The sequence below is a fragment of the Nostoc sp. genome (assembly GCF_036917195.1).
GTDB lineage: Bacteria > Cyanobacteriota > Cyanobacteriia > Cyanobacteriales > Nostocaceae > Nostoc.
Map to the genome: position 1 here is coordinate 63,810 of NZ_JBALDG010000054.1, position 15,253 is coordinate 79,062.

Annotated in this window: 11 protein-coding genes; 2 read left to right on the forward strand and 9 right to left on the reverse strand. The window is 42.3% G+C overall.

The annotated features are described in order from the left end of the window. Positions 1-421 precede the first annotated feature (421 nt). The 9 genes from V7K40_RS17095 to V7K40_RS17135 form a co-directional block, all read right to left on the reverse strand. Positions 422-1,081, reverse strand: coding sequence for an NAD(P)-binding domain-containing protein (locus V7K40_RS17095; protein WP_334961642.1), 660 nt, complete (start codon positions 1,079-1,081; stop codon positions 422-424). A gap of 267 nt (positions 1,082-1,348) precedes the next feature. Then, the gene (locus V7K40_RS17100) at positions 1,349-2,218 is read right to left on the reverse strand and encodes an AraC family transcriptional regulator (RefSeq protein WP_334961644.1); all 870 of its coding nucleotides are present in this window, start codon (positions 2,216-2,218) and stop codon (positions 1,349-1,351) included. 334 nt (positions 2,219-2,552) lie between these two features. Continuing rightward, positions 2,553-2,951, reverse strand: a complete 399-nt coding sequence (locus V7K40_RS17105) for a CVNH domain-containing protein (RefSeq protein ID WP_334961646.1) — start codon at positions 2,949-2,951, stop codon at positions 2,553-2,555. Between the two features lie 541 nt (positions 2,952-3,492). Then, a complete protein-coding gene (locus tag V7K40_RS17110; protein WP_334961648.1) occupies positions 3,493-4,200 on the reverse strand; it encodes an actin-binding WH2 domain-containing protein in 708 nt (235 codons plus the stop codon). A 42-nt stretch (positions 4,201-4,242) separates the two neighbouring features. Next, a complete protein-coding gene (locus tag V7K40_RS17115; RefSeq protein ID WP_334961650.1) occupies positions 4,243-4,947 on the reverse strand; it encodes an actin-binding WH2 domain-containing protein in 705 nt (234 codons plus the stop codon). A gap of 29 nt (positions 4,948-4,976) precedes the next feature. After that, positions 4,977-6,539: an FAD-binding oxidoreductase gene (locus V7K40_RS17120; RefSeq protein WP_334961652.1), complete on the reverse strand. Its 1,563-nt coding sequence runs from the start codon at positions 6,537-6,539 to the stop codon at positions 4,977-4,979. A 360-nt stretch (positions 6,540-6,899) separates the two neighbouring features. Beyond that, a complete protein-coding gene (locus tag V7K40_RS17125; RefSeq protein ID WP_334961654.1) occupies positions 6,900-8,969 on the reverse strand; it encodes a pentapeptide repeat-containing protein in 2,070 nt (689 codons plus the stop codon). A 30-nt stretch (positions 8,970-8,999) separates the two neighbouring features. Further along, positions 9,000-9,437 carry a hypothetical protein gene (locus tag V7K40_RS17130; RefSeq protein WP_334961657.1) on the reverse strand — a complete coding sequence of 146 codons (438 nt, stop codon included), beginning with the start codon at positions 9,435-9,437 and terminating at the stop codon, positions 9,000-9,002. 312 nt (positions 9,438-9,749) lie between these two features. Then, on the reverse strand, positions 9,750-11,966 hold the full coding sequence (locus V7K40_RS17135) for a hypothetical protein (RefSeq protein WP_334961659.1): 2,217 nt from the start codon (positions 11,964-11,966) through the stop codon (positions 9,750-9,752). Positions 11,967-12,520: 554 nt separating this feature from the next. Between V7K40_RS17135 and V7K40_RS17140 the strand changes: the two genes are divergently transcribed. Both V7K40_RS17140 and V7K40_RS17145 read left to right on the forward strand, forming a co-directional pair. Next, on the forward strand, positions 12,521-13,693 hold the full coding sequence (locus tag V7K40_RS17140; protein ID WP_334961661.1) for a glycosyltransferase family 4 protein: 1,173 nt from the start codon (positions 12,521-12,523) through the stop codon (positions 13,691-13,693). Between the two features lie 188 nt (positions 13,694-13,881). Then, a complete protein-coding gene (locus V7K40_RS17145) occupies positions 13,882-15,027 on the forward strand; it encodes a glycosyltransferase family 4 protein (protein ID WP_334961663.1) in 1,146 nt (381 codons plus the stop codon). The last annotated feature ends 226 nt before the right edge of the window (positions 15,028-15,253 follow it).

The following is a 15,253-nucleotide window of genomic DNA, read 5'->3' on the forward strand; positions in this document are numbered from 1 at the left end:
GGGCATAAGGGAAGAGGATTTGACTTGTTTTATTTATTTTTATTTTTCCTAACTCATTAAGAAATGGGCGAATCGGGAGTAATATCATGTTCGGTAAAAGACTTATCATTAAGAGCGCAGGGAGCAGGGGGAAAGAGGGTTTTAAGATTTTTGCATAGATGCCCGGAATAATAACTAATCAAGCGGATATGATATAATTACCTGTTACCAAATTTTGAAACACATGATGAGGCAGCGCTAGCTTTTCCCAAAGGGAAAGGCTAGCGCTGCCTTACCATGTACATGTATTGACGATAAGTCTAAATGTGAGTCGTTTAAATACTCTGGTTTGACTCCAAGTCCGATCAAAATTCTGGTTGCGATTTTTTCCGATCGCCCTGCTACCCCCCTGAACGCTTAGGGAGAGACTGTCGTAAGGCGTTCAGTGCCGCCATGAGCCTTCAGGCATATCGATGTTTGGGTCTGCGGACGCCAACGCCTGTTTCAGTCCGGTGCTGTCCAAGGGGACGCAATAGGCTGGTTTAGCACGCTCGAAGCGCCAACCCTCACCGAGGACACCGACATCAACAACGTCAAAGCCAAATTGATCGAGAAGATCGCTGACTAACTTCTTCGCGTCAGCGTCATCACCTGCGATCGGAAGCGCACGCCGATCAGGCGAGCCTGAAGGTCGCCCATCCTTATCGAGATCCTCGGCCAGAATGGCATTGAAGGCTTTCACAACTTTCGAGTCCGGGAGATGCTTGGCTAGAAGCTCGCTGGTTGTAGTCTTCTTGCTGTCTAGGTCAGGAATATGTCCGTCCCGCTCTGGATAGTAATTGTTTGAATCGACGACAATCTTTCCAGAAAGAGGCTTGCTTGGAACCGACTGGTAGTTCTTCAGGGGTATCGCGACGACAACGATGTCACCAAACTTTGCTGCTTCCTCAACCGTACCAGCTTTGCAGCCGATCGCCATAACCGTGCTGGTCAAAGTCTCAGGACCACGAGAGTTACTCAGCATTACCTGATGATCCTGCTTTACTGCAAGGCTTGCTACTGTGCGCCCAATGAATCCTGCACCTATTATGCCAATTTTCATCTGTTGTACTCCTATGTGTATTATCTATCACACTTCCCAGTATTTTCAAACCACAATTAATGGTCAGTATGATCTTTCTAATTCACTGTCTGTTTTCCATCAAACGATGCGCTTCAACTGCTTGAGCGAGGTTTCCGCGACGCCTAATTGACAATTTCAGAGTAGCGACGATGACTCGGTTGTGTCTTCCCGATTCTTGGCATAATTGACGCAATCTTGACAAAAGCTTTTGTCTGGAACTGAAACCAGAGAAACAGGAAGTTGTGTTTATTGGAGCTTACGGAATGTGCCTGGTGTCATAAAGGTGTGCTTGCGGAAGAAGGCGCTGAAGTGGTTTTGCCCGGAATAGCCAACTTGGAGAGCAATTTGGGCGATCGGTTGATCCGTTTGAAGCAACAGGTACTTGGCACGCTCCAGGCGGAGGTCGGTAAGGTATTGATGCGGTGTCAAGCCGGTTAATTGTTTAAATGCCCTTGCCAGATGGTACGGATTCAACTGAACAAGCTCTGCCAACTGCCGGAGTGTAATCGGCTCTGCAAGATAACTTTGAAAGTAATCGGTAATCTGGCGAAGCGTTCTGCGTGTCAGTCCACCCTGGTGAAGCTCTGTTGCTGTAGTATGCACTGCATAACGTGTTGCCAAGTGGGCTATTAGAGCGCGGCTGACAAGATCAGCATAGAGCGGACCGGACGGATTCCCAGCTTGAAGTTCACTTCTTAGAGCCAAGCCCAGATGGAACACTTGTTCGTCTTTGATCCCTTTTTGGATGATAAAATTTGCCTGTGGCCTAACAAGATAGTCCGACAAGACCTCTGTAACCAATGACGGAGCTAGAGTGATATGGAGTACCTCTCGATACTCCTGCCAACTCACTCCATGCCTTACACCACGCGGCGTGAAACAGATACTGCCGGGAGACATGCATGTCTTATACAGTTGATCGCCCTGTCGGAACTCGATCGGCAGCGCTCCACTCAATTGTAGTGTCAGACGAAAGTCGGGTGTTTCGTACTCCCCAAGGTTGCAAGCAGCTAGGTGGTACTCTTCGAGCAGAATACCTTCCCAGCCAGCAAGCGTGCTGGATAGGAAAGGTCTGGCGTTAACTTTCTTGTTTAGAATTTCGCTGATCTTATGCATGATACATGATGAGGGCGAAGATGTAAGGTGATTTCCGTATCGAGCCGCTTGAGGAAAATGAGGAGTCAGGGTGGTTTCATACAAACAGAGAAAAAATGTAACCCTTGAACTTTCGTTCTCTTTTGACTATTTTTATGTAGGCATTAAACGGAAGAATAAGAATCCGATATTTTTCTTTCTTGATATGAAACCACCCTGCTTGAGGAAAATGAGCAGTTTGTCCTCACTGAACCGTTACAACTCTGCTTTCATCAAATGACATACTTCGGGCTGGGGAATGCCAAGAAGTTCGCTGATTTCGCGATCGCCGTTTTGAAGGTCGTTTTACTTCGACTCAGGGACTGCTGGTATACTTCAGAACACCTTCAATATTTTCAATTCCTTGTATGACTGTTGAAGTCCACTGAAGTGTGCCATCTCTTCTTTTACAAGCAGCTTTTAAATTGTTTCCTCTGATGCGGATATGCTGGCAACTGAACTGATAATTGCTAGCTTTACCAGGGTCAGTCACTTGTAAACTGCCGTTAATATTTTCAATCCCCTGTAATTCTATTGAAGTTTTGTTGAACGAACCATTGCTTCGGCTACAACTAGCTGAGAGAATGTTGCCATAAACTGAGATGTGGTTACAGCTTTTCTGATAACTGCTAGATGTAGCATTAGCAGGGCTATTAATCCCAACTAAAGTAGATGTTGCTAAAAGAGCTATTACACTAAATAAATTTCGCTTCATGATTTTGCTTCTCTATGCCGACAAATTGTTCTACATCTTCAAATAAGCCGATTTCGGATCTAATTCCATAATTTTACTTTAGATGGGGTAAATTCATGCCCCGACACTGTTGGCGAAAGTGTTACAAGTCATCAGAGAAATTTTTTATTAATCTCTCTAGTAAATGCAGTATTACCCAAGTCACTGATGATGTCCTTTGTTAATGCCGTCCCCAGTTTTCGCGCCCAAATGTCAAAAATATCACTAATATCATGTCCGCTTGATTACTTATTAAACCCCAAGAACCCCAAAGAGCCAAAGCGTAGCTTTGTCTCCCCTAAGAGCAAGCGAGGAGGGGATTAAGGGGAGCATCTGGCGTGTGGGGTGCAATGACTGTGGGAGCCATAACTAATTAACCGGATATGATATAGCAATCCTATATGATTTGTGAAAATTCACGTTGTCCAGATCCCCGACAACTTTTACGAAGTCGGGGATCTAACTTTTCACGAATGATTTAAGACTGCTATATAACACTAAGCGTATTGGTATAAATTTTAGATTAGCGCAAACCTAAAATTTCGGAAATCGCCGCTACAATATCCAGATAGAAGTTGCCTTTGACTGCGCGAAACAATTCAAATTTAGAGTCAGGGGCACCAAAAAACGGTCTGAGAAACCATCCTAACTGCATACCAACAAAGGCATAAAGCAATAACCAGGATCTTAAAATAGTGGTGCGGGTTTTTTTGCCAACTTCATCTTGTTGAGAAAGTAATTGCATTCCTTCATAAAGGAATTTAACGCCAAAGATGCCTGTAATCCCAAAAATTAACACATTCAACAGTTTAAAAAATTGATAAGAATCGGGTGTAGTAATTAGAAAAAATAGCGTAACTGGTGCCAAGCTGAATAAAAGCACACTAATCACCGATACAGATGTGAGCAACACAACGAAATGTTGTTGAATACTACTCCGAGAACCAAATAAAACATTAAAAAAGAATAAAGTTGGTAAACAAATAATCAGTGTTAATAAATAAAATGCTGGAAGTTTAATAGCACCAGATAATGCCTGTGCCCAACTGTTAGATGCACCGATAATTGCGCCATAGATGGCAAAGAAAATGGAACTAGTTACGAATAAAGAACTGATTTTATTTTGTAATCGCACTCCCTGACGAATTTCTTCTAAGAATGACTGGCGATCGCGGAGTAAATTAACCAAAACCCCAAATTGTTGAATTCCGCGATTTGGCTTTTTCAGCATAAATTTATATATTCTATATTTGGTTAAATTACTAATGACTAATTAACGGATTCCCAAAAGATAGCTAATAGCTTGAATCACACTCAAATAGAAATTACCTTCTCTTTCACGGAATAGTTCAAAGGCAGAACCAGGTGTGCCAAAAAACGGTCTGAGAGTCCATCCTAACTGACTGCCTACGAAAGCGTAAAGAAATAGCCAAAATTGTAAAATCTTCTGGCGTGTCTTGCTACCTTCATTATCTTGTTCTAAAACTAAACTCGTGGCGTGATATAAAGACGAAACACCAATAAATCCAGTTATGGCAAAGATGAAGACATTTAACAGAATTAAAAATTGGTAATTATTCGTGGTAATCAAGAAAAACAGTGTGATTGGGGCAAAGCTAAATAAAAGTACGCTTGTAACTGAAACAGCAGTCAGCACTAATGCTAAATGCTGTCCAAAAGTCCGCTTTGAACCAAAAATAATATTAGCAAAGTACAACGTCGGGATACAAATCAGGAGTGTGATTAAATAAAGGGCTGGGAGTTTAATGGCGGAAGACAAAGCTTGCATCCAACTATGGTATGCACCAATGATTCCGCCATAAGCAGCGATAAATAAGGAACTACAAACTAGCAGAGAAATGATTTTATTTGGTAATCTCGTACCTTGGCGAACTTCCTCTAGAAATCCTTGGCGATCGCGCAGAAAACCAATCAACACCGCAAAGTATTTTATTCCTAAAGATTTCCGTTCAATCATATTCTCCTCACACAGGTATTATTCTAAGTTTAATCTGAGTAATCACCGCCAGAACCATACTTCCAGGCATCAACCAAACGATGCCAATAATATTGTTGTTCATTTGGTTGATTCTTAATCCATGTTTCTAGCATTGGACTTAACCAAAACAAGGCAGTGTATACACCTAAATTACTGTAATGTAACATCCAATCTAACAAACTTGCCAAACCTACTTGCGGAATTATTTTGGCAACTAATATCGGATGGTATAAACCAGTTTTTAAGAGTGTTTGCGTTAGTGCCGAAAACTGCACTATATCCTGTAAAAATGGTTTTAGCACTGGTGTACCTAACTGTTGCATTTCTTGAAATACCGCTGAGAGGAGTTGGTTAATTTGATCTGGGGCAATTTTCTGATTTACACCAACACTCATCGCCCTTTGAAACAACCAGGTAACAGTCAAACTTGGCTGATAGGGTTGCAGCAGTGCGTAGGCGTAGCCCGTCGTAGACATCGCTTGTGCAGATAATTGTTCTGTTTCCAGTGCTTCATAAATGCCAAATGTTAAACGCTTCAGGTGACGCACCATTGCCCCAAAACCACCAAAACTCAAGGGAGATTGACTACCACTGCTATCTCCGGCTGGTAGAATGCGACTCCAAGGGGTTTTTAGGGGACTTTGGCGATAGGTGGGAAAGAAGCCAAATAGCGCTCGCTGAAATTTCAGCTTGCTCAATTCCACTCCCTGATATTCTGGTAAAAGACGCAGATATTCTTCAAATAGAGCTTCTAAACTCAAGCGTTGGGGATGTGCATCCATGTAAGTAAACAAGTAAGTGGTTCTGCCATCCCTGGCTGGGAAGGCTTCCCAGAAGTATTGACATTGATTTTGCAAAGATGTGAATGATAATAACAAGTCGCCTGAGTTGTTTTCCGGAAAACCTTGGGCGCAACTTCCCACAACTAAGCAAAGGGCATCTGGTTTTTTTCCTTGGCGTGCTTGTTGGGTGATGGGTGAAAGATGTCCCATCGCGTCGATTAATAACCGAGTTTTGAATTGGTTATTTACCATCACCCCATCTGGATGAACCACCGCTTCAGTAAAAGGTGTATTTTCTAACAACTTTCCCCCAGCGGCGAGAAATCGGGTTTTTAAAGTAGCCAGTAGATAAACCGGATCTACGCCGATATTCAAGACATCCTCTACCCAAACTTCTGTACCGCCAGCAAAACTAACTCGTGCTGGGTTATATTTAGTCGCGATCGCACTTGCTAATTCCTCCTCAGTTAGCAAGTTCAATTCCACAAACACATCTAATTCTTTCCGAGAGATATTCCACTCTTGATCCCTCCCCCGCAAAATTCCCCGTTCCATCAACGCCACCCGCAGCCCTTTCACCGCTAAGGCGCAACCAATTAAAATGCCTAAAGTGCCACCGCAGATAACTACATCGAAGTCTACAACGCCTAAAGGCTGTTGACTTTCTTTAACTAACGTTGGGATAGGTGCGGTGTTTTCTCGTACAGATGCGAGGATGCGATCGCCTTGGCGCAATCCTCCTAAAACATCGCCCGGTAATTGGGAAAGGATTTCTTCAGTTAAAGACATTTTGGAAAAACTCAACTCTACATTCCAAAACTACCTGAGAATGACGAAAGTAGCTGAAGAAAAAGACCTCTCCCTGGTTTTACTACGTAATATGATGTCTGCCAAATTACCCATAAGAAAAGAACCCCTCCCCTTAGCCCTACGGTGTACACACAAGTCCAATTACCCCCCTTAATCCCCCCTTATTAAGGGGGGAAACAAGATTGATTTCTTGTTCCCTCCCCAATCCATCGGGGAGGGTTAGGGTGGGGTAATTGGACTTGTAGTATACACGGTAGCCCCCCAGGCGGGGAGGTTAGCTTTGGCGGGGTGGGGTTCTGGGTATTATGCTTAATTGCCCGGACATAATATCACGTGAAATTATCCCAAACCGAATAGTTTAGAAATCGCAGGCAATAATTTATTACCCGCTTCCACCAGTGAAGCAACAGCAGGTAAGCTTGTAAATATCCCTTTCAACATAGTGATTGCTGTTTTTGCCGTCTTCTGCTTAGTCGATTCTTGGGGACTTTTACCCGCTTCTGCCAAAGTTTTCACCTGTTCTAGCGCTTCAGCTTTCTCTTCTTCTGGCAAATATGTGGATTGGATGATTGCATCTTGCAACTGCGACAATAATTCTTTAATTCCCGGTTTCTCGGCATCTGGTGAATCAGGTAACTGAGTAAGGGCAATACTTATATTACCGCTGATGGTTCCCAGATTAGCAACAGAACTATTCCCAGCGATACCGCTGACATTACTGCTGCCTTGAATGTTGATGCCGCTGATATCAGACATGATGGTATTTCCTTGTGTATAAGATTTAGGCTGCTGGAGTGCAGTTGTGATCATATTTTTTAAATCACTAATATAACTATCTTTTTCTACCAGCAATAATTGCTGACTCTGCGATAAAGCTTTGAGTTGATTATAGTCATCAAAATATTCTGCACTCAGTTGAGATTTCTCGCTAAGAGCGGCGGTTTTGGCTCTGAGCAAGATTTTATCATCGCCGCGTTTCTCCATTGCCACGATTTCTAACTCGGCTTCGGGATGATTTTCGGCAAGGTTTTTGAAGGCAATTGCAACAGCGCGGGGGTCAACGCCTTGATTATGGTAAAGGTCGAGGGTGTCAAAAATTGGTTTGATAAAGTCGGCAAAGTCGCCGTCTGCAAATACCTCTTGATTATTATCAGGTTTGCGGAGAGGGTCAGGGTTTTCTTTGGTGGGGACGCGCATGTAGACATATTCACACCTCACCCCATGCAATTTAGTTGTATTTGTAATGCCCCAATCTTCAATGTAGGCGCCGGTGAGGGTTGCACCTGTTAAATCTGTGCCGTCTAGTTGCGTTTGCTTCAGCTTTGCTCTTGACAAATCGGCATCTTGCAAATTAGCTTCACTGAGATCAGCGCCAATAAAGCTGGCATCTGCTAGGTTAGCTGCTTTTAAGTTGATACCTCGGAGGTTTTGACGGTCAAAGTTTTTGTCCTGTCCCTGTCTTGTTACCAGCAGTTGACGTACTTGTGAGTTTTGCAGATAAGTTGAACCAGGACGAACACGGTCAAGCATTTTGGCTTGATGCCAACAGGTATTAGTAAGCATAGCCTTGCGGAAATCTGTACTTTTGAGCGTAGCTTGGGTGAAATCAGCACCTGTTAAGTCAGCGCCACGAAAACTTGTACCTCCTGTTGCAGCAAAGGTAACAGCGATATTACGAATCAAAAAGTGCTTTTCGTCTCCTTTCATGGCTCGCCAACCGATGTAGATGCTAAGTAACGTTCCGACTCCGGCTCCGGCGAAGGCTCCGGCGAAGGCGACGGCGACGGCGACGGCGAAGGCGACGGCGAAGGCGAAGGCTAATGCGAAGGCTCCGGCTAAGGCTCCGACTCCGGTGAAGGCTCCGGCGACGGCGACGGCGACGGCGAAGGCGACGGCGACGGCGAAGGCTCCGGCGAAGGCGAAGGCGACGGCTAAGGCTAATGCGATGGCGAAGGCTAATGCGAAGGCGAAGGCTAAGGCGAAGGCTAATGCGAAGGCTAATGCGAAGGCGAAGGCGACGGCTAAGGCTAATGCGATGGCGAAGGCTCCTAAACCAGCTGCTACTCCTTGGCGAATTATGACGAAGAAAAAGGCAATTAATACGATTAGGGCAGTCCAGCCGGCAATCTGATTGTCTAATTTGGAATCAAATATTAGTGACACCAAATAACCGTTGAAAGCCCATAATAATCCTGACAGTCCCGACAACAGCCACGAGACAATGACTAGTAAAATTGCCCAACGGCGTTGCAGTCCAGCTTTGGCATGGCTGAAGTTTGCACCTGTCAAATTAGCATTAGTGAAGTTTGCCCCTCGGATGTCAGCATAGCTAAAGTTTGCACCCGCAAGGTCTTGTCTACCTTTGAAGTTGCGTCCTCGGAGATTTTGACCGGAGAAGTCTAAAGCCATGTTCCACTTTACAGAGGTGAGCAAATTTTACTACACGCTCACCCCTGTACATTCAGGAATAGTTAGATATTTTTCATTAATGGAGTTCAAAGACTCGTTCACGAGTATCAAAGACTCGTTGACGGAGTTTAAAGACTCATTCACGAGTATCAAAGACTCGTTGACGGAGTTCAAAGACTCGTTTACGAGTATAAAAGACTCATTTACGAGTATCAAAGACTCGTTGACGGAGTTCAAAGACTCGTTCACGAGTATCAAAGACTCGTTGACGGAGTTCAAAGACTCGTTCACGAGTATCAAAGGCTCATTAAGAGTAATCCAAGTAAAAAAATGCCCAATTGTCATTGCGAATGGAGCAAAGCGGAATGAAGCAATCTCTTCGTCTTTGTGATTGCAACTTTTGGAGACGCTCTTGCTAGCTTGCTTCCACGTTCGCGGAGCGTTCCGTAGGAAAGTGGTACGCTCCATTGCGTTGCACTCGCAATGACAGACTTTGGATCATTTATTTATTGGAACACTCTAATGGAGTAAATCTTAAGTAGGGTGCGTTATGGCTTCACTCTAGATAATTTAGATTATGCGTATTGTGCCTGTCCCATTGCAAACGGCACAAATTTTCTTTCTAACTTTCCCCATCTCCCAACATTTGAGGTACGTAAAAAGGCTTGCTCTAATTCCCTCCTTATAGCGGTTCCCATTCAGATGCGGTACAACATTATATCGCCAGGTGTAGGGGCACGGCAGTGCCGTGCCCCTACGGGTGTACCTCACTGTAAATGCTCACCCCGCCAGCCGATACATAATCACTTTTCCTTTCCAATTTTCTTCCACAAATACCAAATACTCACCATTGGAACGCCGAAAAGCGCGGATACCGTAGGGGATATCAATCCAGCCACTTTCGCTACCAACTTCTGGGCCTGGTTTAAACTGTTGTACTTGCACTCCCGTCTTGGCATTATAGACATATACCTCTGCGGTTTTAACTGTCACAGCGAATACATTGTCTCCCGCCACACTCATCGCAGCCGTAGACACTTCATGTTTGCCAGTGGTGTCGTAGGGAATTACAATCCGCCAACGGGGAGTACGATTACCTTTACTCCAATTGTCAAAACGGGCAATCTCAGAACCAACAACTCCAGTATCGTCACCGAATGCAGGGTGATCTACTGTGAAGCCTGACAAATACATGGTATCTGTTTCCGGGAAATATTCGATCCGCCGCAAGTCGTTAAACATGCTGGGAGTAGTTTGCTTCTGCATCAAACTATAGTTGTAGATGGGGTTGCCTTTAGCATCTATTCCCTGTAAAGGATAGTGGCGAATGCCATCTTGGGTACGCAAAGCTTTCCAAACATCTCCTTTGCTGTCTACCCACCATCCGCCGATATAGGGATAATCTTTGCTGGTATCATATTCGTTCTTTTCAAATTTGCCATTACCGTTGCGATCGCGCCAGATCCATTCCCCTTTTTCTGGTTGATGCGGTGGCCAATTCCCGGTGAGAAATGGTTTATCTGCGCTATTGCTACCGACAAACATTCCGGCTGGGATGGCAATTTTGCCATCTGTGGCTGGATTAAAACGATATATTTGCAGAAAGCTGTTATACATATCTGTGAGGTACAAAAACGGCTTTCCTTGGATGCGGCGAACAAAGGTTCCATCTGGCGATGTATGCAGCCGGGGATCTTGAGGATATTTGAAACCATTTAAAGTGTAAGCTTTGTAAGTCCATTGCTTACCAGCAGGCTTACTGTAGTTCATCAGATAGTGTTCTTGTTTGGTGAATAAATCTACACCATCAGTTTTAGGATCGGCATCTGCATTATCGACGAATATCAATCCCAGCGATCGCCAGATTAGTTTTCCCGATGGCGAAAATTTCCGCAAATCTGTTCCTGATTTGTTGAAACCATCACTATTTATATAGATATTACCTGAAGTATCTGTACCGACTCCGGTAAGTCCGTAAAGTTTCAAATCTCGAACTTCACCAGCAACTCCTGCATAGATACCGCCTTTAGAGCCAAAACTACCCACCTGCACCGGCTGATCTTTGATATCATAAATCAACATTTGCTGACGCGGGCCATTTTCTGCCACTAACAGCTTACCTTGATGATCAACTGCGATCGCTGTTGGTTCGACGATATCTGCAATCTGTTGAGACAATTGCTTTCCAGTTTGGGAATAATGGAGAATCTTAGCAGGATTACTACCATTTTTGCTTTGAATAATCCAGAGATTTTTTTGGAGATCAATAGTTATTGCTCCCGGATTAGCAACGGTAAAGCTGCGGAGTTCCTTCATCGTATCAGTATCATAGACACGAATCTGATTAGCAGCAGAATCACTCACAAACAACTCGTTTTCCACAGTTGCTAATCCAGTGATTTCATTTTTAGTGCTAGTAATTAACATACTTTTATCCCAGCCACGCCCATTAGGAAACGGCGCAGGTTTTCCCGACAAGTCATAGCGTCTAACGCAATGCCAAGTTGTTCCTTCAGGTGGGTAATCTTCATCTGTTTTGCCCCTGGAACCCTGAGTCATGGCAATATAAATATATTTACTATTTGCTGTTACAGCTTTGCCACCTCCACGACTCCAGCCGTGAGTATCTCCAATAGCACCAATAACTTTACCATCTTTATATATGGCTGCCTCCATTCCCGCCTCATCCCAATGGCTATTAGTATAAACTGTGCCATCAGGGGCAACATACATTGCCTCAATATTGTTTTGTACCCGCAGATTTCCACTGCCAAAACTATTACCTATCCACGATGTTTTGTACGTGAGTGTGGGTGTTCCAGTTATTGCCCAATCTGTTGTAATTCCAATGGTAGTAACAATTACTCCAGCAGTCAGACTAAGTAAAAAATTGAAAGTTTTACTTCTTTGTAAATATCTAAGATTAGATAACTTTTTGATGTGTTGATTGAGCTTGTGACGAAGTTCTACTAACTGCGTCAGTAATTCATTTTTCATATAAGTTTTAAGCTTTTAATTATTTATATACAATCACTATTTATAAAATCCGCATAAAATCTAACTATTTTCAACTGGAGAATATACAAATTATTTAGGGCACGACATCTGATTAAATATTAATAACAAACAATCTAGATTCAAAAATCATATTTACAGAAACTTTATCAAAATAACATCATTTTAGCTAATATATTTTGATGTATTAATATTTACTTTTACCAAAACAAAAATTGTAAATATTACTACAATATTGTTTATTCATAAATTAGTTTATATTGGTTTTTTCCTTTCCCTGTCTACCACTCAGCTTGTTTCCTGGCAGGAATCATATATATCGTCGTCAGTGTTCTTTAGTTAATAAAAACACAGGTTTGAATTCATTGTTGACGTTCGCATATAAATAGTTTATAAATTGGTGTTCTAGAAAAAACTCTTATTTGTAATGCGTATTCGTAAATTCTAGTAATTCAGGTTGGGATATAACAAACACGCTGTTAGGGCAATTCATGAATTGTCCCTACTGTTTTAATACATTTATAGGAGACACATTGATGGAAGGTAATAAAGAAACAAGTTTTGCTTCATCATCTGCATCTATTCTTACCCTTGGATTAGGCTGGTTTCCCAAAAGTCCCGGAGGATTAGAAAGGTATATTTATGAATTAACTCATAAATTAGCAGCAAATAAAGACGAGGTAGAATTATGTGGAGTCGGTCTACCAGAGGCTGAAATAAATTCACCGATTAAGCTGACTAACTTGGCTTCTGTTGATAGTGCTATTTGGCAAAGATTATGGTCAATTCGCACTAACTTCCAAAAAACAAGAACAAGCAAACCAGATGCTATTAATTTGCACTTTGCATTATACAGCTTTCCTATTTTAGATATTTTACCAAAGAAAGTACCAGTTACTTTTAACTTTCATGGTCCTTGGGCTTCTGAAAGTCAGCAAGAGGTAGTTAATAAAAATCTCAGTCTTTTGATTAAACACTGGCTAATAGAACAAAACACTTATAATCGCTGCGATCGCTTCATTGTTTTGAGCAAAGCATTTGGTAAAATTTTACATGATAAATATCAAGTACCGTGGAGCAAAATTAATATTATTCCTGGTGGAGTTGATATTAACTGGTTTCAACCAAACTTATCACCCCAGGAAGCTTGTACAAAGCTAGGCTGGCCAAATAATCGCCGGATCATATTTACATCCCGCCGCTTAGTACATCGAACGGGAGTTGACAAATTATTGCAGGCACTGGCTATAATTAAGCCCAGAATACCAGATGTTTGGCTAGCGATCGCAGGTCGTGGTCACATCCAAGCTGCACTACAACAACAGGCTACAGAATTAGGACTAGACGACAACGTTAAATTTTTAGGTTTTCTCCCTGATGAGCAATTACCTATTGCTTACCAAGCTGCTGAATTGACTATTATGCCTAGTCAATCTTTTGAAGGATTTGGATTAGTAATAATTGAGTCTCTAGCCTGTGGTACTCCTGTTTTATGTACTCCCGTTGGAGGAATGCCAGAAATTTTATCCGAATTTTCACCCGATTTCATTACTTCTTCAACAGAAGCCTCAGCTATTGCTGAAAAATTAGAACAAGTGCTTTTGGGAAATATCTCCATACCTTCACGATCAGCCTGTCGCCAGTATGCCACTACACACTACGACTGGAATCAAATCGCCCAACAAGTACGGAATATTTTATTAGCTTAAACAAGTGATTGTAATAGATGTTAAAGGTGCTGCGTGAGTCAAATTAGATAAACTAGAGGTTTTAGGGACTTCCAAATAAAAAAATGTCCCAAAACTGACGCAAAAACCCTCTCTATTTCTCCTCTCTCTGTGTTCTCTGTGTCTCTGTGGTTCGTTTATTTGGATAATTTATTTCTTGGAAGTCCCTTATGAGAATTCTTTTCCTAGACCAAAGTGGTAAACCAGGCGGTGCCGAATTATGTTTAATAGATATTGCTAAACCATATGGCAATCGCGCTTTGGTAGGTTTATTTGCAGATGGTTCATTTAAAGATTTACTACAGCAAAATCATATCCCAGTAGAAGTTCTCGCAACTCAAGCAATCCAAGTTCGCAAAGAAAGCAGTTTGGTACAAGGATTAAAGAGTCTGGGACAACTTGCACCTTTGATTGCTAAGGTAGTTAAAAAAGCGCGTGAATACGATTTAATCTATGCTAATACCCAAAAAGCATTAGTTGTAGGGGCATTAGCAAGTTTTTTCAGTCGTCGCCCTCTAGTTTATCATTTACATGATATTCTTTCTACAGAACATTTTAGTCAAACTAATCTTCGCATTGCTGTTAACTTAGCTAATCGTTTTGCATCATTAATAATTGCTAATTCCCAAGCTAGTAAAACAGCGTTTTTGCAAGCAGGAGGACGCTCAGACATTATCGAAGTTGTCTATAACGGCTTTGATCCAAAAATTTATCAAACTGATGAGTCTCATATTAATAAATTACAGCAACAGTTAGGATTGTCAGGAAAATTTGTAGTTGGACATTTTAGCCGTCTTGCACCTTGGAAAGGGCAGCATATTTTAATTGATGCCCTTGCCAAATGTCCGCAAGAGGTGACAGCAATTTTAGTGGGTGATGCACTGTTTGGCGAACAAGATTACGTCCAAAAGTTACACCAACAAGTTACCAAACTGGGACTAGAAAACCGCGTCAAATTTTTAGGATTTCGTTCAGATATTCCCCAGTTAATGGCAGCTTGTGATTTGGTAGCACATACCTCTACTTCCCCAGAACCTTTTGGTAGAGTGATTGTAGAGGCGATGCTATCTGGAAAACCTGTAGTTGCAGCAAAAGCTGGGGGTGTAATGGAATTAGTAGAACATGGATTTAATGGTTTTCTAGTGACACCAGGAGAACCCCAGGAACTTGCACAAGTAATTATCACCTGTCTTCAGGAGATGGAAATAACTGCAACTATAGGCAATAATGCTAGGATTATTGCTAGTGAGCGTTTTGATATCGCAATTATTAATCAGCAAATTGCTCAACTGCTGTCTCATATCACGTCCGCTTAAATAGACATATAGCGGTTTTAAATTGCGTGGAGTATAGACAATTCGTAGGGGCGCACAGCTAGCTGTAATTGTGTGCCCCTACTAGGTTTCAAAGCCTCTCCACCCGTGGGGGATAAGTTTCCAGCGAATGCAATTTAAAAACTTTGCGTTTCCCTGGGAATAAGTATACCAAGTTGGTTAAGTTAGCAATAATGTATGTCATATAAATAATGTGATTAACAAGATT

What these genes read in the sequence shown, in the direction of transcription:
- V7K40_RS17095 (WP_334961642.1), bottom strand. Translation starts at nt 1,081, where the DNA reads ATGAAAATTGGCATAATAGGTGCAGGATTCATTGGGCGCACAGTAGCA.
- V7K40_RS17100 (WP_334961644.1), bottom strand. Translation starts at nt 2,218, where the DNA reads ATGCATAAGATCAGCGAAATTCTAAACAAGAAAGTTAACGCCAGACCT.
- V7K40_RS17105 (WP_334961646.1), bottom strand. Translation starts at nt 2,951, where the DNA reads ATGAAGCGAAATTTATTTAGTGTAATAGCTCTTTTAGCAACATCTACT.
- V7K40_RS17110 (WP_334961648.1), bottom strand. Translation starts at nt 4,200, where the DNA reads ATGCTGAAAAAGCCAAATCGCGGAATTCAACAATTTGGGGTTTTGGTT.
- V7K40_RS17115 (WP_334961650.1), bottom strand. Translation starts at nt 4,947, where the DNA reads ATGATTGAACGGAAATCTTTAGGAATAAAATACTTTGCGGTGTTGATT.
- V7K40_RS17120 (WP_334961652.1), bottom strand. Translation starts at nt 6,539, where the DNA reads ATGTCTTTAACTGAAGAAATCCTTTCCCAATTACCGGGCGATGTTTTA.
- V7K40_RS17125 (WP_334961654.1), bottom strand. Translation starts at nt 8,969, where the DNA reads ATGGCTTTAGACTTCTCCGGTCAAAATCTCCGAGGACGCAACTTCAAA.
- V7K40_RS17130 (WP_334961657.1), bottom strand. Translation starts at nt 9,437, where the DNA reads ATGGAGCGTACCACTTTCCTACGGAACGCTCCGCGAACGTGGAAGCAA.
- V7K40_RS17135 (WP_334961659.1), bottom strand. Translation starts at nt 11,966, where the DNA reads ATGAAAAATGAATTACTGACGCAGTTAGTAGAACTTCGTCACAAGCTC.
- V7K40_RS17140 (WP_334961661.1), top strand. Translation starts at nt 12,521, where the DNA reads ATGGAAGGTAATAAAGAAACAAGTTTTGCTTCATCATCTGCATCTATT.
- V7K40_RS17145 (WP_334961663.1), top strand. Translation starts at nt 13,882, where the DNA reads ATGAGAATTCTTTTCCTAGACCAAAGTGGTAAACCAGGCGGTGCCGAA.